The sequence below is a fragment of the Scytonema sp. NUACC21 genome (genome assembly GCF_054684315.1).
The window spans coordinates 183648-202398 of record NZ_BAAFZH010000096.1; the positions used below are offsets into that span (position 1 = coordinate 183648).

The window sequence follows — 18751 nt, forward strand, 5'->3', positions numbered from 1 at the left end:
TGTTTAATCGTGCATCAATTGCTGCAGATTAAATATAATACCGAGCAATTGTACCAATAATGTTTTTAATTTACAGAGCAAACTAGGTCACAAATTAGTCATTTCAATTTTTCTTCCAAAGACGCATAAACCCTTGGTCCTTATAAGTTTCGGCAAGTTCGGGCTTCAAGTTAACCGCTTGGTTAAAATCTTCTCTTGCTCCTCGATCGTCATTCTGGGCTTGACGCACAAAAGCACGGCTAATGTAGAGTAAAGCATTTTTGGGATTGAGGCGGATAGCTTGATTGTAATCGGTCAGCGCTCCTTGGTAATCTGTCTGAATATAACGGGCAAAACCTCGGTTATTGTAAGCCAGGGCAAGATCTGGCTTCAAGCGAATCGCTTCTGTGAAATCATCGATCGCTTGCTCGTAATCTTTTTGAGTATTCTGTGAAAATTCTGGATGAATGTAGAGTACGGGAGGAACGTAGGAATCAGTAAATGGATTGGAAGTTGAGATTGTCTCTATATAACCATCCTGAATAACACGTGCCAGACCCCTGTTATTGTGTGCCAGGGCGAAATTGGGCTTCAAGCGAATCGCTTCGTCATAATCGGCAATCGCTCCTTTGTAATCTTTCTGTTCCTGACGGGCGTTACCCCGGAGGGTGTAGTATAAATATGCCAATTGCGGAAAAAGAGCGATCGCTTTGTTGTAATCCGCAATTGCGCCTTGGTTATCTTTTAAAAGAAATCGAGCATTGCCCCGGTAGCTGTAAAGCCACGCATTATCAGGCTGGAGGCGCAAAGCTTGGTCAAAGTCCTCAACCATTCCCTGGTGGTTTCCCATACCTGCCTGGGCATTTCCCCTGCCAACATATGCAGGAACGTAGTTTGCTTGCAAGCGTAAAGATTCTGTATAATTTTTAACCGCTCCTTTATAATCCTTCTGTGCTATTCGGACATCTCCAAGCTTTTTGTAATAGATATAAGCTGATTCTGGAGCCAAGCGAATCGCTGCAGTGTAATCTTCAATCGCTCCGGTGTAGTCTTGGAGATGATAGCGGGCTAGCCCTCTCTGACTGTATATAGAGGGAGAATCAGGCTCAAGACGCAGCGCTTTGTTAAAATCTTCCATGAATGCCACTTGATTCCCCATCTGACTGTAGATGATGCCTCGATCCACATAGGCGTAGGCATTGTCAAGTTGGAGGCTAATAGCTTTGTTTAAATCTCCCAGTGCTCCCTGATAATTTTCTTCTTGAGCTTTAGCCAAACCTCGCTGTCGGTAAGCAAAGGGATTGTCAGGCTGAAGGCGTAAAGCTTCGTTGAAATCCTGAATCGCTTGCTGAGTATCTCCCATGTTTAAATGGATTTCGCCCCGAAGAATATACTGTAAAGGCTGGGAATTAATTTTGATAGCACGATTGCAAGCCTCAATCGCTTTTGAGTAATTTCCCAATTCGCCCAAAACATTACAAAGCCCGCGATAAGCCATGAACTCATCTGGCTTGAGTTCAACCACCTTTTCCAAAGATTGACGTGCTTCTTCGTATCGATTTAACGCAAAAAGTGTATCCCCTAGTTCGCGCCATGCTGGATCGTAAGTTGGATTATATGCCGTTGCTGTGTTGAAAGATTCCAATGCTGGCTTGTGTCTCCCCTGTAAACGCTGCGCCCTTCCCCGTGCATACCAAGCTTGATAAAAATCTGGCTTGATTTGAATTGCTTTATCAAAAGCCTCTACTGCTTTGTCGTATTTCTGAGAACGCAACAGTTTATTGCCATAACTCAGCCAGTCAAATTCATCCGATTGGTCGGCTGGTGGTTCTAAATTGAGAGAAGATGTAATGATTTCGTCTAATTGTGATGCGCTCAATCGTGGTGGTAAAGAAGTTTGTTTTTTGATATTGAGCCGTATTTTTTCTTGCTGTATCAAGGTCAAGAAGGTACGGATGGGTACACCCAAACTGTAACCCAGCTGGATTTCACGTTCCTCCCCTGTTTGCTGTTTGATTAAGGTTGGTTCTCCTTCTGCGGCTGTGTGAATACCAATAACTCTACCCAAACTATCCAGTACCGGGCTACCGCTCATACCTTTGTCAGTTGAGTTGGTATAAACCAATTCATAACCAAAAGCAAAAGACCGAGCATCTTTTGCGCGATCGAGACTCCCTCCATACAGCAAGCCAACACTAAACTGGCGGCTTACTTCTCCAAAAGTTCCTTTTGATACAGGGGTTCCCGAAACAAAGACGACTCTATCTTCATTTCCCAAGTCATAATCAGCCAAAATACCCACTGGATAAGCCCGATCGCTAGTAAACTGCAATAGGGCTAAATCCGTACCTTCCCAGGTTTTCACAGTGGATATATTGACAGGGTATTGCTTTTTATCGTGAGTAACAACTGTAAGGTCTTTCTTACCTCCTACTACGTGCCCTGCTGTCAGAACGTAATAAGTGTTACCTTCCTGAGCGACGATCGCACCCGATCCATGACTGTTTGACCAAGCAATTAACACCGTCATCTCTTTAGCAATTCTGTCTACTAAACTGGATGCAATTGGAGTCGTGAATCTAGTTGTCGATCTATTTGTTATGGGTTGTTCTTGTAGAATTTCTGGTGGGATAATAGGAGGTTCTAGAGAAGCCAAGGTCTCAATGGGGACTCCCCAACTCGATCTCCTCATGCGTTGGCGCAAAGCATCATTTGGCTGAGAACCATCCTCATATACGTAAGGGTCTCCCCATAAAGGTTGAGCATGGATACCATTAATCCCAACAACTCTACCCTGACTATTAAGCACTGGTCCACCACTCATACCCTTGTCAACTTCATTAGTGTATCCCAGTCGGTAACCTCCTTTTAAAGGACGTCCTAATATCAGGGAGACACGCCCCAATCTAAAAACTAATTGTTGTGCCTGAGAAGAATCCTCTTCAAACGGAAATCCAGCAGAGAAAACTTCATCCCCTTCTTTTAAAGTTGACGAATTTCCTATGGGAGCTATGACGTAGTTACGATTCGCACGAAACTGTAATAAAACTAAATCTTGGTTATTGTAATCTACTCCCTTAACTCCTTGGGCTGGATAACTTTGACCATCAGGTGTATATACAAAATGGGTTTTATCTGCTTCTAAAACGTGCTGGCTGGTTAAAACGGTATATAAGTCCCCTTCCCTCTGAATTAAAATTCCCGAACCGCCTCTTTCTCCGGAAATAATCTTAACAGTAATGTTCTGAGCTAGTTTTTGCAATTGTTCTGGTGACAACTTGGAGACTTGCTGTATTGCAAAAACTGTGGGAGCAGAAATACTCAAGCATCCTTGTACTGGCAACACCAATAATGCATTTATCCAGATAATGCAAGCCAGAAACTGTCGATTTATTTGCTCGTGTCCCATAGAGAAAGTTGTACGGAATCTATTTAGCTTAGCCCGCAAGGGCAAGTGATGAGACGGCAGTCACGGAAGTGCCAGACATTACCCGTCCAAAGTACTGTATAGATGAATTGGGGGCGGTGAGGGAGTGGGATGACCGAGGAACTGCCGATTGTCTTCGGTATATTTCCCATCTGCTTCTTGGGAACTACACAAATTTTGCATTAACAAATCAACATAATTTTACTCAATGTCCGCAGGTTTTTCCCGTAGAAGTTGATTTAAATCGACATACACGTGAGGAGAAGCATCCCCAGATTGAATGATGGGTCCGCTGGCGGTATAACCCATTTGTCGGAGATTTTCAATAACCTGGCTGGCATTGTCCTCTGGTCTTAGTGTAAGCAGCAAGTGGCTGCAAGTATCGCCATATCGGCTGGCTGCACACAAAACTTTTTGACCGTTCATAAATCCAGTTGTGAGATAGTTGAGCACTCCTTCTTGTGATGCCTGTTGAAACCGGGCAGAAACTAGTTCACAACGTGATTTTGGGGAATATTTATGAATCCAATCTCGTACCCACATAATGACTGCGATCTTCTTCCCTGTTGCAGTTCGGGCATATGTGGTTGGGATGCCATCCTTATTTAAGGCACAAAAGTACATAGTTGTTTGAGCATAGCTGGTTCGATTCACTGTCGCGATGCTAATCAATGCGATCGCACTTGCAGCTAGCATATTGGCAAATAGTTTGGCTTTCATGGTGATGCAATCCTTCCTGTTCCTTAAGAAGTGTTCTTAACTACATCATCTAAATCAACAAATCCTGAGCCTCAAATGGGAATAAAACAAATCTTACTAGAGAGTATTAATGATTGCACTATTATTTTAATCCTTAACTCCGTTAAAAAGGAAATATGAATTTAATATGTGCTTTTTAATACTTTCTAGAAAGTTTATTTTATTTGGAAACTACACCTAGGTTAAACTTTGGTTACTAAAACCCAGATATTCCAGTCATTGCCTACCCCAAAAGACTTAGAGATTTTTCCAGAATGATTTAGGCTCGCTACGATTGGCGATGGATAAAAACGCAAAATCCAGAATAAGACAAAAGATTTTTCGGGAATTTAGTATCAAAAAATTCTTTTTTTTTAGAAATAAGTGCCTTCATTTTTCAGATAGGTAAAAATAAATAATACCGATTTTTCATGATTAAGAGCTTTATTCGACGCCGCTTTATACCATTTCACTTTAATCTTGATACATTTAAATTCTGTCCGAACAAAGCATGCTTAGTCTCTACACTAGCGATTTGTATCATCCTCTTCGTGAAATGGTATCAGTCCATCCAAAGCATCGGCTTTGGTTATTTATCTTGAGCAATTGATACTCCAGAAGTTATAGTTCTTGCTAGGTAAATTGCTTGTTTGACAGATGCAACTTCAAGCAGACATGGGTTTCCAGCTAGAGATTGATTGTGGCTCAAAAAAAACTAAATAAGCTGTAATCATTACAGTCAGTCATTGAATTGAGGAATAGAACGTGAAACTTAAAGTCTCTCAAGTTTTAGGAATGAGCGCTTTAGCTATAAGTTTAGCTACCTTCCCTGTAGTTTTAAGTGCTTCTGCCCAAACAACTACCGATGGTACTGCTACAGACACCACAACTGATACAGCTGTCACTGATGGTAATTATCGAGATGGGGATTGGGGTTTACTGGGGTTGCTAGGTTTGTTTGGTCTATTGGGTCGCCGCAGCCGTAAACATAATGATGAATATGTAAGTTACGAAAACCGCGATGTCGTAGGAAGTTCAAGCGATCGCACCAGGTACTAAAAAGTTTTCAGTCAACCCCCGACCAAAGTACGGGGGATGGGTGCTTTCTGGTGATGACTGTTGAGTTTTAATTAAGGTTCCCGAAAATATTTGTCAACTTACGAGGGCACCCCGCACTAAAATGACCGTGCTATCGACACCAGAAGCGATTGCCTCGGGAATGTTGCCGTTAATAGCTTGCTGTAGCATCCCTTCACGAGAAGCACCCAAAACAACAACATCGTAACGTTCTTTCTTGACAAGGTTAATCACTCCTTCGCAAACCGACTGTGCTTTAACTGGGGTAGCAATCACAGTGCTGGCTAATTTGCGACGACGGATAAGTTGGCGGATTGCTTCTTCTAACACAGTCATGTCGGGTTCTATTTCAGATGGTCTAAACACCCGAGTTAAGCGAATTTTTGGGTCGTTTCCTAATGTCACCAGAGAGGGTAGCAATTTAATTGCCAACCATGCATTGGGACCACCAGCCATTGGAACTAGCCAACGATTGAATTGAAGGGGGGGAGAGGATTTAGTCACGGATAGAGCAGGTGATTTATCTGTGAGTTCCTCCGTTGCTCCTAGTTTCACCACCATCACTTCACAGGTTGCTTGGCGGATTATAGTATCCACAACACAGCCAAAAATACGACCAGGGGTGGCAGTATTACCTTTCCACCCCATTAATATTAGGTCGATATGTCTTTCTTTTATAGTCTCTAGAATTGCCTGGGATACATCATGGGCAACTCGAATTTGTGTGTGTATGGGAATTTTCCGCTTTTTCCCCATAGCTTCTGCTAACCGTAACAGGCGACGGCTTTTTGTGGTCTTTACCGATGTTTCCATAGGAGAACTGTTACGGGAAACCAACATCACTTGCACGCACTCTATTTCATATTGGCGATCGCAAGCAATGGCCGCTGCCATTTCCAAGAGTGTAGCTGCTGTTTCGGGATTGGCTATCGGTACGAGTAACCTACCCGTTCCCGTGCTGGGGGAGCGAGTTTGATAGACGACATAGGAAGGCTCTTGTCGAGATTCAGACTGCTTGTGTTTGGCATTGAGATGATTTGCCTCTGCCCGGATAATGTCAGCACGGGTGATGATGCCAATGAGCCTGCGCCCTTCAACAACTGGCAAACGGCTGATTTGGTAGCGGTCTAGCAAATACAGAACATTGCTGAGGTTGTGAATGGGAGTCACCGTAAGTGGATTGCCGGTCATAATGTCCCTCAGGAGTGCATTCTTTGGGAGATTGCGATCGCGTATTTTCAGCAAATCGCTTTGAGTGACAATGCCTACTAGCTTGTTGTTTTCTACTACTGGAAAACCTCGATGATGGGAATGGGAGAAACTTTCTGCCACTTCTTCCAGAGTCATTTCTGCCTCAAGAGTTTCTACCCGTTGCTGCATAACGTCTTTTGCAGTTAAATTCGTTAAGACTCCCTCAACAGGAGTTTGTTTTTGGATACTGATACCATTTAGCTGTAACAATTTTTCATACAACGACCCCGGCACTATCTTTTCCGCCACTAGGTAAGCCGTAACAGAACCAATCATCAAAGGTAGAACCAGATTAAAATCCGTGGTCATCTCAAACACAATGACAATTGCTGTGATGGGGACTTTAGAGACAGCGCTAAAGAATGCTCCCATTCCTGCCAGTGCATAGGTTGTAGGGTCACCTATTCCTAAAACATATCCCTGGCATACACCAATGAGATATCCCAAACAAGAACCTAAAATCAGACTGGGAGCAAACAATCCTCCAGGTGCCCCGGAACCAAATGCTACCAAGGTAAGGATGAATTGAACCACAAAGGCAAGCACTGCTGTATAAGGATCGACGTCACCAGTAATAACAAACTCCCGCAACCCGCTATTATTCCGGAAGGATATGGGTAGCATGGCAACCACCACACCCGATATAAAACCAGCCAATGCGACTCTAAGTGCTAAGCTGATATGCAGTTTACGGTACACCCCCACACTGGCAACTAGCCCTTGATTGAACAATGCGGCTAGCAAACCCGCTAAAATGCCCAAAAGCAAGTAAAAAGGAATTTCTGGAAGTGAGAAGGTGCTGGAAGATGCAGCCAAATCCAGGTGTAGGTCTAAACTGTGACCGCCAAGCAACCGGGAGACAACCCCACCAATAAATGAGGCAATGATAGCTGTTCCTAGTGTTAGCCCTGATAAATCTTGAAGAAGTTCCTCTACAATGAACAATACACCTGCAATTGGGGCATTGAAAGCTGCTGCCAATCCAGCACCGGCACCAGCAGCTATCATCTGTCGGCGATGATCTGGAGAAGTGGGCACCCACCGGCTCATTCCCGCTGCTAAAGCTGCCCCAACATGAACCGTAGGACCTTGCCGCCCAAGAGTTAAACCCGAACCTAAAGCAACGATCGCACTCAGTAATTTTACGAATGCAACGCGCCAAGATAAGTTGACTGGCACATTAGCAAGTGAGGCTTTTACTTGTGGGATACCTCCACCAGATGCTTCGGGTGCCAATCTTTCTACAAGTAACCCAGCAAGATATCCAAAGCTGATACCAATTGTTGGTAACACCAGCCACGCTGGCAAGATGTGGGAGGATTGGACTCGCCAGGTTCCCAACCATCCCGACCCATATTTAAAGAAGACTGCGGATAAAGCGGCGACAATACCAATAACTGATGCTTCTGCAATTGCTAAACCTCTTCTAGGCTGCCATATAGCGCGGAAAGATTTAGTAAAAAAAGGAAGCTCCATATAAATTCAAAATTCATACACAATTAGAATACAATCATTTTCCACTAGCAAAACTTTTTCTACAAATAGTTTTGAAAATGACTGCTATTTATAATTGCAATTTATCAATTTTCAATCGGTTGACGTTTATACTATTAAATACATTGAGTTGTAAAATTCCTAAAACAATTTAAGAATTTCCGTGTTGTTTTCATTGTTAATTATGTTTTCCCGTGCTAGATAATCCTTCTACTAATAAAGAGGGAGTATAACAAGAACCGTTCCAGTCAGCATCATTACCTAGTTTAACCAATTGTTTTAAAGCTGTATAGACGTTGCCAGCTACCATTGTGTCTTTGACACGTCCAATCACTTCACCATTTTGGACAAGATAGCCTAAATCAACATTAATTGAGAAGTCACCTGAGATACCGCTATTCCCACCCAACATTTGATCCACTATCAACCCATACTCTAAATGTTGAATCAACTGTTGTAGAGAATCAGAACCGGGCTGGATGAGGAAATTAAATAAACCAGGAGTAGGATAGCTTCCTAAACCAGGACGAAAGCTATTACCGGTGGAAGGAACACCCAAATGGCGTCCGGTTGTGCGATCGCTGTAAAAATGCTGCAATACGCCATCTTGAATAAACACTAGAAGTTGAGTTGGTGTCCCTTCATCGTCAAAAGGACAGCTGTAAGGGCCTGCTTCGGGGTCTTGATATAGGGTTAAAGTAGGGGAAATCACGGTTTTGCCAATCCGGTCTGCCCAAGGGGAAGCTCTTTCCAAAACTCTTTTGCCATTCAAAGCTGCTTGTACGGTACCCCAAAGCATATCTGCTGCCTTGGAAGTAAATAGAACTGGAACGCGACCCTGAGGGGATGCTACGTTTTCTTTTGCCCAAGCTAAACGTTGTAAAATTTGGTGAGCCAGTTTCTCGGGCTGGAGATAACTGCGTTGTGTTTGACCATCAGCAACACTGAGAAAATCGTCGCCCCGTACCCATTCTGCTTCTAGATAGCAGCTCAGAGTGGTATCAGTGTAGTGACAATCTAAACCTTGAGTGTTGATGAGTCTGGTGGTTTCAACATCGCATTCCCAGTCACCCGTACAGATTATATCTGGGTATGGGTCACGAATGAGTGCGATCGTTTCTTTGCCCCACTCCACCAACTTTTCCACAGCCACAGTTTCACCCAAATCCGGGTAAAAAGGTTTAAAATTACTGTTTAATTCGACTATTTCAGGTTCATTCAACTGACTTAGGGCTAAAGCACGTTCTACCAATGCTTGTGGTTCCACAGGACCCGATGCTACCGCTAGCCCCGGACGCCCGTCTCTCCACAACCGCAGTGCGGTGCCTTCTGATTCACTGGTTTCTAATTGCTTCAGGCGATTGGCTTCAAAAAACACGGGTCGAGACAGGGAGAGGGACTGATACACCTCTGCTGCTTCTGCTCCAGACTTTACAGCAAGTTCAAGTAACTGTTCTGCTAGTAAATATTGAGGTAATTTTTGATGCTCCATGTTTTTTGTTGGCTTTTTAATTGCTAAAAAGCTAATTGCTAATTGCTAATTGCCAACTTGTGCATTAGCAATTAGCAGTCAGTTATTAACTCATTCCCCCAATAAATTTACGGCAGATTGACCTCTTGTAACAGCCAAAATCCAGCAAAAGATTCTTCTTGCGGATTGGACTGCACTGCTATAAAATGCACTCCATTTGCTTTCTCCTTTGCTGACTCAAAACCTTTGGCTGCAGCTTGGACTTGAGGATTTTTGATATTCGCCAAAATCCAGCTTTCAGTAGCACCAGTTTCTAAAAGCAATCTTGCCCCTTGAGTGTTGTCAAATTTCAACCACCCTAACTCCAAACCAGACATCCAACCTGCCAGGGGTAACGCTCTGGATGAGAAAATCAAAACACCAGGAATGGGGGTTTCAGGGGAAATTTGCGCCATCTCCAGGGGAAAGGCTTCGCTAAAACCAATTTCCCACTCGTGCATTTCCGCAAACTCTGCAGCTTGTAAAGTCACAAATTGCCACTGCTGTCCTTCTAAAGCGTCCGGTAAGCGTTGGGGTAAAGGACTGTCCAAGCGCACTGAAGCGCTGGTTCCTGCTTGATACCCTGGTTCTTGGGGATAGACTTCTTTCATCCTCTGTTCGATCCATTGGTTCAGCAGCAAGGTGCGGCGACTCTGCTGGGCGGGAATGCCCAAGTCTTGGCAGGCTTTTGCAATCATATTATTCATTTGGCGACGGAAAAAGCGAATTCGCCTCGGCGTTTCTCCTGACAAAGCGATTGCTTCTTCCAATGCCGTCCGCAGCCATACTGAATTGACTTCCGTACTGGGGCAATACTTGGTAAAGCGAAATACAGAATCAATGTTAGTGCGTACACTCAATGGGCTTTCGCATACCAAAACTTCCCAAACTTTTTTTTGATTTTCGTCCAGTATTGGACGTGAGTAAAAATCTAGTTCCCAAATACTGCCCATATTATGCCGTTGAAATTTGGCTACTTTTTTATTTCTTCTTTACACATGATAAGAGGGTATGGGCATAAGGAAAGATGGTAATATTGTTTCCCTGTTAAGAGTTCCCTCTTAAAATACAATAGTATTAGCAGTCCAAGAAAAACTCAGGCTACGCAAGGAAGTTCTATGTCCCTGACAATTGAAGACTTGGAAAAAATGCAAAAGCAACATCCCGACTATCGCATGGAATTAGTTAAGGGAAGCGTTATTGTTATGAGCCCATCAGGATACGAGTCAGATGAAATTGCAGCAGGCATGGTAGCTCAATTGTATAACTGGGTTAGACCGCGTCAACTTGGACGAGTTACAGCTTCAAGTGCTGGTTTTAGATTACCAAACTCAAATGTACGCGCACCGGATGCTTCATTTGTACGTGCAGAACGTTTGCGCCGCAGCCCCCGATCCTATGCTCAATTAGCTCCCGATTTGACAGTAGAAGTCAAGTCACCAACTGATGATATTGATGAACTCAGGGCAAAGATTCGAGAATTTCTTGCACTGGGAACTAAGGTGGGAATTTTAATCGACCCAGATAATAGGATTGTTGAAGTTTATTATCCCGAACAAGAAGCAATCGTTCTTCGTGATGGGGATACTTTGACAGTGAGCGAACTTCTCCCTGGATGGGAGGTACAAGTATCTGACTTATGGGCACCAGAGTTTGATTAGAGTATTACAAAAATTTAAATAGCAAAACTTTACGATTCTTGCGATAGCAATTTGGAAATCAGAAAGGACAGAAAAGAAGAACATAATATAAAAAATAACGGTCGATCGATCCTTCTCTATGACCTACTGCCTCGATCCAAGTTGCGAAAAGCCCCTAAATCCAGATGGTGCGGAGTTCTGCCAAAATTGTGGAACAAGATTGATAGCGCTGCTGCGGAACCGCTATCGCATTATCCAGCCATTGGGGGGCGGAGGATTTGGCAGAACTTTTTTGGCTGAGGATGAAGACAAGTTAAAAGAGCATTGTGTTGTCAAGCAACTGGCACCACAAGTCCAAGGAACCAAAGCTTTACAAAAGGCAACGGAACTTTTTCAAGAAGAAGCAAGGCGTCTGCAACAGCTAGGAGAACACCCACAAATTCCAACGTTGTATGCTTACTTCCGCCACGAGAACTACCTGTACCTAGTGCAGCAATTTATTGAGGGACATACCTTAAGACAGGAATTGAACCAGCATGGAATTTTTCGTGAAGAAAAAATATGGGAACTGTTATATGAATTATTACAAGTTCTCAAATTTGTTCACGACCATCAAGTCATTCACCGCGATATTAAACCAGAAAATATTATCCGTCGCTTGAACAAACGAGGTAGGGAAGATTTAGTCCTTATTGATTTTGGAGTTGCCAAGCAATTCACAGAAAATTCTCTTGAGAAAACAGGTACAACGATTGGTTCCTATGGTTATGCACCAATGGAACAAATGAAACATGGCAATGCATATCCAGCGAGTGATTTGTTTAGTTTGGGTGTCACTTGCTTTCATTTATTGACCGGAATTCACCCATCTCAGTTGTATGTAGAACACGGATATGGTTGGGTGGCACGTTGGCAGGAATATCTCAAATTTTCCATATCTGTACAACTAAAAAAGGTAATAGACAAATTGTTACGAAAAGATATCGCTCGGAGATATCAATCAGCAGATGAAGTTCTGCAAGATGTGCATCAAAAGTCAAAATTGCCATCCACTCCAAAGGATTTTGCCGTAACTTTGTTCTCCCAGAAAAATACTCGCAGTTCATCTGTTTTCCCAAAAACCGTTATTCAACCAAACATCCAATTACCAAAGCAACTGGTTATGGGAGGTGTGACCCTATTGTTAGGTTTAGGTGGATTAGTGTCTTGGCAAATTATGGGGCATATCCCTACCTTAGATGGGCATTTAGGTGAAGTGAATTCTCTTGCTTTTTCCCAGGCAAATTTTTCCAGGGAAACGCAGCTAAAGGAAATTTTAGTCAGTGGTAGTGATGACAAAACCATCAAAATTTGGGACTGGAAAAGGCAAAAAGAAATTCGCACTTTGCAAGGACATGAAGGCTTGGTTTACTCTGTTGCTATTAGCCCTCTTCGAGAAGGAGAACCAGAGGGGTTCGGTCAAGTTATTGCAAGTGGTAGCGCAGACAAGACAATCAAAGTTTGGAATTTAAATACAGGACGGGAAATTCGCACTCTCAAGGGGCATTCTAGTTATGTGAATTCTGTTGCGATCGCTCTGGATGGTCAAACTCTTGTCAGTGGTAGCTATGACAAAACAATCAAAGTCTGGAATTTAAATACAGGAAGGGAAATTCGCACTCTCCAAGGACATGAAGGGGAGGTTTTATCTGTTGCTATTAGCCCAGATAGTCAAACCCTTGTTAGCTGTGGTACGGATAAAACAGTCAAGGTTTGGAATCTCAACACTGGGAAATTATTACGGACTTTAACCGGGCATTTAGGGGATGTCAATGCCGTAGCTATTAGCCCGAATCAAGAAATTGCGATTAGTGTTAGCGATGACAGGAACATTCGGGTGTGGAACCTAAAAACAGGGCGAGAAATACGTCCTCCCCTAACCGGTCATTCAGCAGATGTCAATGCTGTTGCTTTTAGCCCTGATGGTGAAAAAATTGCTACTGGTAGCGATGACAGTACTGTGAAAATCTGGAATCTGAGTACGGGACAGGAAATAAAAACTCTCAAAGGTCATTCAAAAGAGGTTTTTGCTGTCGCTTTTAGTAAAGATGGTCAAACTTTAACCAGTGCCAGTAAAGACAAGACTATCAAGATTTGGCGATAGCTTCGCTACAGCATAGCGGCAAATCGCCTTTTTAGCAAACACAAAAATTTTGCACCCCCTTTTCTTAAAAATATCATAGTCTAAAAAACCTATTATTTTGTAGGGTGGGCACTGCCCACCGTTCCCTCCTAAGTGAAAGTGCAAAATGTGAGAAAAAATCTTACCTAAATTTTTATAAAAAACCAAAGACAGTTAAGACAGTTCAGATATTTAAGGGACTTCCAAATAAAAAAATATTCAAAAATTTCTTGTGGTACGTCTGTCTCAGACGTTGTAGATGGCGGGGGAGTGGGGACGCTTACCCCACAATGTTGGTTAATTTATTTCTTGGAAATTCCTAACCTATATTTAACAAATTTCTTAATCAAAATAGATTTTGTAACCCGTATTTTTCAACACTAGAAATTTGTAAGGGGTAATACCAATTTGAAAATTGCTACATACAAAAATATATCCTAGGATAGATGATAAAACTGTTTAATATATTATTTGTTTGCTTCCAATCAAGCATTATACATTTGTAACATATTGTATTTTTATTAACATGGTGTGATATTATATGCTTAATAATTTATACATACATAATAAAATTTTACTTATGAGCAGGCAATTTTTTTGTCAGTGTATAAGAAGATTTTCAAATTTAGGATATACATCAAACAAACCTTTATTCTTGTTATCTACCATCTTCATAGCTTCAGCAATTAGTGGCTGTGTTTCTCAATGTGACGAAAAATGCATTAATCAAAAAATTAGTGAAGTAAGAGAAGTTCTTGACGATATCAAACACAAAAGAGAGCGTGGACAAGATAAATACAACCAAGACAAACGCGAATATGATGATTATTATGAAAAGCTTAATTCTGGGTTACCAAGTTTAGGCATTAAAACACATGAAGAATTGTTAAGGAATTGTCAGAGTTATTTTCAGCTTTGCTTGTTATTAGAAAGGACTGCTATTTTGCAGCGGAGATTAAATTTACTGAAGCATACAATTGATGAAGCTGATTTTAAGATTGCTACATTAGAACAAAATATATGGAAACTAGAAAAAAAACTAGATTTAAGCGATATCGTTCCCCCTGAAGAAATCAAGCTAATCAATAAATTACTTGTTGATACGAGAGTTCTTATTGAAGAACAAGTAAAACCATCAGAATCACAAGATACAGGTAAATTACAGAAAAAAATATTTGAGAATATTCTTAATCAGAATTCAAGTAATTCGCCAATTTTCAATTCACCTTCCATCGAATCCGTACCAACTTTAACTTCAGAGGGAGAAGGAGTATGAAGCCTAGAAACCAAGTATTTTTTCCTTTTTTATACAATTTCCGTTTTGAAATATTACCTAGAGTATAGATTAATCTAACTCAATAAATTGAATTTGATTTTTATGTTTAAATTACGCAGATTACACTATCAAACCCATCCATATCAAGAAGCATTGCATATCTTATTATACAATAATCCAAATGGTTTATCTGCTCAAGAAATAGTAGAAAAACTTGGAATATCTACCTCTGAATGTAATAGTTTACTTGAGATTGAGCAAATTAGAGATACTATTGATGCCGATCCATTGACAGGTACTTTAATATTCAAAACTAAAGCGAGTACTATACCTAGTAAATCCTTAGATGACGCATTAAAAAATGCATATAAAAGAAAAATGTTATCGATAACAAAACTTGGTTTAACCTTATTCTCTACAAGTCTAATTAGCTGTACGATTCTTACTATTTCTGTAAATGTATTTATATCTTTTGATAAACAAAATTACGATGTTAACCAATATAAATCTACGCCTTGGCATAATAACCAAAGCAAAGAGACTTTAAATAAAGCTCGGATTGAAGCAGAATTAGCAAAACAAAAAAAAATTGAAAAAAGTAATGAAATAAATGATTTAAACCAGCGGATTTTAAATATAAAATCTATTGCAAAAAATTCAAAATGCAGCATATATTGGGATAAAAGTCAAACTTGTTACATAGAAGGACGTTTATTAACCCAAACTGAGTTTGAAAGAGAGATAGATGAAATGAAAATGCAAATAAGTGAACTCAGACGAAATAATAATTAATAGTGAAATTGACTTGGGGTTCAGGTTTTAGCCAAATAGTCAATAAATTACCAATTTTTGTAGGTAGGACTATGCTGTATAATACCTCTTTTGAGTTAAGACAGTTAAGATAGTTAAGATAGTTAAGACAGTTAAAACTACGTAGCTTTTGGCGTCCCGCGTACTTTTAGGTAAGGGCTAATACTAATTTGAAAAAAGAATGCAACACATGGATAATACCCCTCCCTAACCCTCCCCTTATCAAGGGGAGGGAATTAGATGTGCGGTTTTCCCGTCTTTATAAACCTGAGTTCGATGTAAGGAAAAGTTTGAAAACTAGACAGAGTAAACTTTGTAGCAGTACAAGGTGAGATGAATTGATGTCAATAATTTTTTATAAACGAGGATAAATGCTTAATTAGTTCGTAGAGTTAATTCTAGGCACGAGTATTGAATTAAACACACAATCAAAATCTGAGGATAATGTTTTTGTGATTCAATCAAAAATCTAAAATGAAAATAATCACAAAATTTATATTCATTGCTGGTTAAGTAGAGATAAAGTTTTTTTTGAAGTTTCTTAAATAAGCTAAGGTAGCTAGAACACGTACAATCACTTTTTAAGTAGTAAAACCAAAGGCACTGTTACGACGAATAAATCACCAGTGCCTCTGCTAAACACGTTTATTTTACAAGTCTAAGGTAAGTGTCTTTTGTTGTGGTCGGTCCTATGTATTGTCCAGACTTTGAACCACCTTTAAAACCTAGTACATTTGGAATTGCATTAACATCATACTTCTCAACAAGATCGGGACGGTCATCTATATCAATTGCATAAACTTTAACCTCGTCTGGATAAGTATTTGCTATGTCTTCAAGTTGCATTTGTGCCTGTGTGCCGAATGCGCTCCAACGTGCTGTAAACCCCACAAGTACAGGTTTGTCAGACTTTAGCACTTCAGTTTCAAATTGATCTGCATTCAAATTACTCACTGATGAAGTAGCAGCAACCACAGGAGATGAAAAGAACATCATGCTACTTACAACCAGTGCCAAAAAGACTAACGTCAGTCGTCGTGCGATTCTTGTGATAACTTTCATGGTTTTCCTTGTGTATTGGACTTTGGACAAAACAAATTGTTAGCGTAAATAATGACTTTGTTGGGGAATTCAAAGACTTTGTTAGCGAATTCGTGAAACCTTGATTACCAAAGAAGAATTCACTCCGTCAGGAGCCAGGAGTCAGAATGAACACAATCGTGGGTAGGCGTGAATGAATAACGGTCAAAAGCCCCCGAATTTATTCGTGGATAAATCAAAAAGTAAAGCAACTTTATTGAAACCCCCGGATTCATCCGTGGGGATATTCACCAATTCTGGATTCTGACTTCTGACTCCTTCTCCTCCTCGTAGATTGGGTTGAACAAAGAGAAACTCAGCAGCAGAATTTTACTTGCCTGTAATAACAGCATTTCAAATCATACTGTTGCTATCAGCTTACTTACTGTGGCTATTTGTATAAACTTCCTCTCGGTAGAGATTAATTCATCTCACTAAATAGATTCAAAAATGTACTTACTGTGTTAATCAACATTACATCCAAAGCTAATACCATTATTTGTAGCTGTGGGTTCGCGCATTTATATGTACTTGAAAACATATAAATCACCAAAAAGCTTATAGAGCCTGAACTTCACGCTGTAAACACTGTCTACAAAGTTAGAAAAACTTATATAGGACTTAATTAGGAATCAATGCCTGAAACTCGCGAAGGAGATGACATTTAAAGTTGAATTTGCCAAAGAAAAGACACTTACTCCTCCCGATGCAGAGGTGGGTAGCAGTACGATAGGCGAGGTCAAACTGTATATCAATGACATTGAGCAAGCTGTCGATATTACAGGAACTTTCTCAAGTTATAATCCTAAGTTCCTAACTCAACCGGGTAAGTTTGCTTTATCTGGCGAAGGATTCAATATTGGTCGAGATGCAGGCCAACCCGTGTCAACAGACTACGAACACGAGATTCCTTATGAGTTTGAAGGCGCAAAGCTGAAAAAAGCGATCGTCACCATTAAGAATGATGGGGGTGCGACCGATTACGAAAAAGAACTCAGAGGAATGTTGATGCGCGACTAAGTGGCAAGCTCGACTTTTTCCATCCTCTAGGTTAACAACCGATATGGTGAAAATACCAAAAGCTTTGTTAGACTGCTGGTTCAGCCTGCTGTGTTATGGCCCCTGAATTGGACAAAGTCGAGAATCTCTAATCTAAAATTCTCCATGACTTCAAATCTACAAGTATCTCAAAACCCCTCATCTGCTTCCAGTAAACCTCTCCATAAAGATATGGTCTGGATTCCAGGGAGAACGTTTGAAATGGGATCGAACAGCCGCAAATATCCCGAAGAAGGCCCCGTTCACACCGTAACCGTGAGTGGCTTCTGGATGGATAAATATTTAGTCACCAACAAGCAATTTCAAAAATTCGTTAAAGAAACGGGATATATTACCTTTGCCGAAAAACCCCTGAAAGCAGAAGATTATCCCAATGCAGATCCCGAAATGCTAGTTCCTGGATCTGCCGTCTTTGTGAAACCAGTTCGCCCCGTCGATCCTCGTACTCTATGCTGGTGGCACTATACCCCTGGGGCGAACTGGCGACACCCCGAAGGCCCTGGAAGTTCCATTAAAAATAGAGAAAACCATCCTGTGATACACATCGTCTATGAAGATGCCCTTGCCTATACAAAATGGGCAGGAAAAGAACTACCAACCGAAGCACAGTGGGAATTAGCAGCGCGAGGGGGCTTAGATGGGGCAGAATTCGCCTGGGGTGATGAATTTATGCCTAAAGGTAAGCCAATGGCGAATACATGGCAAGGACAGTTTCCCTGGCAAAATCTGAAATCTCGTCCGCCTGGGACGGAAGCGATAGGTAGTTATCCCCCCAATGGCTATGGACTCTACGACATGATTGGCAATGTGTGGGAGTGGACGAGCGATTGGTATCGGGAGCGACATCCCGAAAATCCAGCAAAAGCCTGTTGTACCCCTAAAAATCCGCGAGGCGGAACCGAAGAAGAGAGCTACGATCGCAAAATACCATTCTCAATGCAGAAACCGCGTAAAGTCCTCAAAGGAGGGTCTTTTCTTTGTGCCCCTAACTACTGCGCCCGCTTCCGTCCCGCTGCCCGCTACCCAGAAGATATTGATACTTCAACCAATCACATCGGTTTCCGGACGATTGTTTGTCCTGATTAGAATTATGCCAACTTCAGTAGACCGAAAAGTTTTCCAGAAGCCTTGAAAAACAGATTGAAAACCAGAATGTTGTCTAATTAACTGTATTTTTGAATACAACGTGACAGCACCCCTTGCTATTGCGGCTGGTGCAGCTGGTGTTGGTGTTGGTTCTGCTATTAAC

General features: G+C 41.3%; 15 protein-coding genes. 7 read left to right on the forward strand and 8 right to left on the reverse strand.

Annotated elements, in window-relative coordinates:
• Positions 1 to 103 precede the first annotated feature (103 nt).
• The 3 genes from ACYRY3_RS28890 to ACYRY3_RS28900 all read right to left on the reverse strand — a co-directional run bounded on the left by ACYRY3_RS28890 (position 104) and on the right by ACYRY3_RS28900 (position 4126).
• On the reverse strand, positions 104 to 3388 hold the full coding sequence (locus ACYRY3_RS28890; RefSeq protein WP_460205114.1) for a tetratricopeptide repeat protein: 3285 nt from the start codon (positions 3386 to 3388) through the stop codon (positions 104 to 106).
• Positions 3389 to 3466: 78 nt separating this feature from the next.
• Entirely contained in the window at positions 3467 to 3589 is a 123-nt protein-coding gene (locus tag ACYRY3_RS28895) for a hypothetical protein (protein ID WP_460205115.1), read from the reverse strand.
• Positions 3590 to 3607: 18 nt separating this feature from the next.
• Positions 3608 to 4126 carry a COP23 domain-containing protein gene (locus tag ACYRY3_RS28900; protein WP_460205116.1) on the reverse strand — a complete coding sequence of 173 codons (519 nt, stop codon included), beginning with the start codon at positions 4124 to 4126 and terminating at the stop codon, positions 3608 to 3610.
• A gap of 783 nt (positions 4127 to 4909) precedes the next feature.
• Here ACYRY3_RS28900 and ACYRY3_RS28905 point away from each other — a divergent pair.
• Positions 4910 to 5203 carry a WGxxGxxG family protein gene (locus ACYRY3_RS28905; RefSeq protein WP_460205117.1) on the forward strand — a complete coding sequence of 98 codons (294 nt, stop codon included), beginning with the start codon at positions 4910 to 4912 and terminating at the stop codon, positions 5201 to 5203.
• A gap of 93 nt (positions 5204 to 5296) precedes the next feature.
• Here ACYRY3_RS28905 and ACYRY3_RS28910 read toward each other — a convergent pair whose 3' ends face one another.
• The 3 genes from ACYRY3_RS28910 to ACYRY3_RS28920 form a co-directional block, all read right to left on the reverse strand.
• The gene (locus ACYRY3_RS28910; RefSeq protein WP_460205118.1) at positions 5297 to 7948 is read right to left on the reverse strand and encodes a chloride channel protein; all 2652 of its coding nucleotides are present in this window, start codon (positions 7946 to 7948) and stop codon (positions 5297 to 5299) included.
• A gap of 196 nt (positions 7949 to 8144) precedes the next feature.
• A complete protein-coding gene (locus ACYRY3_RS28915; RefSeq protein WP_460205119.1) occupies positions 8145 to 9458 on the reverse strand; it encodes a TldD/PmbA family protein in 1314 nt (437 codons plus the stop codon).
• A 107-nt stretch (positions 9459 to 9565) separates the two neighbouring features.
• Positions 9566 to 10429 (reverse strand): Tab2 family RNA-binding protein, encoded by an 864-nt coding sequence (locus tag ACYRY3_RS28920; protein ID WP_460205120.1) that lies wholly within the window; start codon positions 10427 to 10429, stop codon positions 9566 to 9568.
• A gap of 165 nt (positions 10430 to 10594) precedes the next feature.
• Here ACYRY3_RS28920 and ACYRY3_RS28925 point away from each other — a divergent pair, with 165 nt between their 5' ends.
• From ACYRY3_RS28925 to ACYRY3_RS28940, 4 genes are all read left to right on the forward strand, one after another.
• Entirely contained in the window at positions 10595 to 11137 is a 543-nt protein-coding gene (locus ACYRY3_RS28925) for a Uma2 family endonuclease (protein WP_460205121.1), read from the forward strand.
• Between the two features lie 118 nt (positions 11138 to 11255).
• A complete protein-coding gene (locus ACYRY3_RS28930) occupies positions 11256 to 13259 on the forward strand; it encodes a protein kinase domain-containing protein (RefSeq protein WP_460205122.1) in 2004 nt (667 codons plus the stop codon).
• Positions 13260 to 13818: 559 nt separating this feature from the next.
• The gene (locus tag ACYRY3_RS28935) at positions 13819 to 14553 is read left to right on the forward strand and encodes a hypothetical protein (protein ID WP_460205123.1); all 735 of its coding nucleotides are present in this window, start codon (positions 13819 to 13821) and stop codon (positions 14551 to 14553) included.
• Positions 14554 to 14655: 102 nt separating this feature from the next.
• Entirely contained in the window at positions 14656 to 15345 is a 690-nt protein-coding gene (locus ACYRY3_RS28940; protein ID WP_460205124.1) for a hypothetical protein, read from the forward strand.
• Between the two features lie 663 nt (positions 15346 to 16008).
• Here the strand turns inward: ACYRY3_RS28940 and ACYRY3_RS28945 are convergent.
• Positions 16009 to 16425 (reverse strand): thioredoxin family protein, encoded by a 417-nt coding sequence (locus tag ACYRY3_RS28945; RefSeq protein WP_460205125.1) that lies wholly within the window; start codon positions 16423 to 16425, stop codon positions 16009 to 16011.
• Positions 16426 to 17100: 675 nt separating this feature from the next.
• On the opposite strand from ACYRY3_RS28945, the gene ACYRY3_RS28950 reads away from it, so the two are divergent.
• Positions 17101 to 17463, forward strand: a complete 363-nt coding sequence (locus ACYRY3_RS28950; protein WP_460205126.1) for a hypothetical protein — start codon at positions 17101 to 17103, stop codon at positions 17461 to 17463.
• 144 nt (positions 17464 to 17607) lie between these two features.
• The gene (locus ACYRY3_RS28955) at positions 17608 to 18588 is read left to right on the forward strand and encodes a formylglycine-generating enzyme family protein (protein ID WP_460205127.1); all 981 of its coding nucleotides are present in this window, start codon (positions 17608 to 17610) and stop codon (positions 18586 to 18588) included.
• Here ACYRY3_RS28955 and ACYRY3_RS28960 read toward each other — a convergent pair.
• On the reverse strand, positions 18544 to 18751 hold a 208-nt coding region (locus ACYRY3_RS28960), incomplete at its 5' end, for a hypothetical protein (protein WP_460205128.1). The two genes, ACYRY3_RS28955 and ACYRY3_RS28960, sit on opposite strands and share 45 nt — an antisense overlap.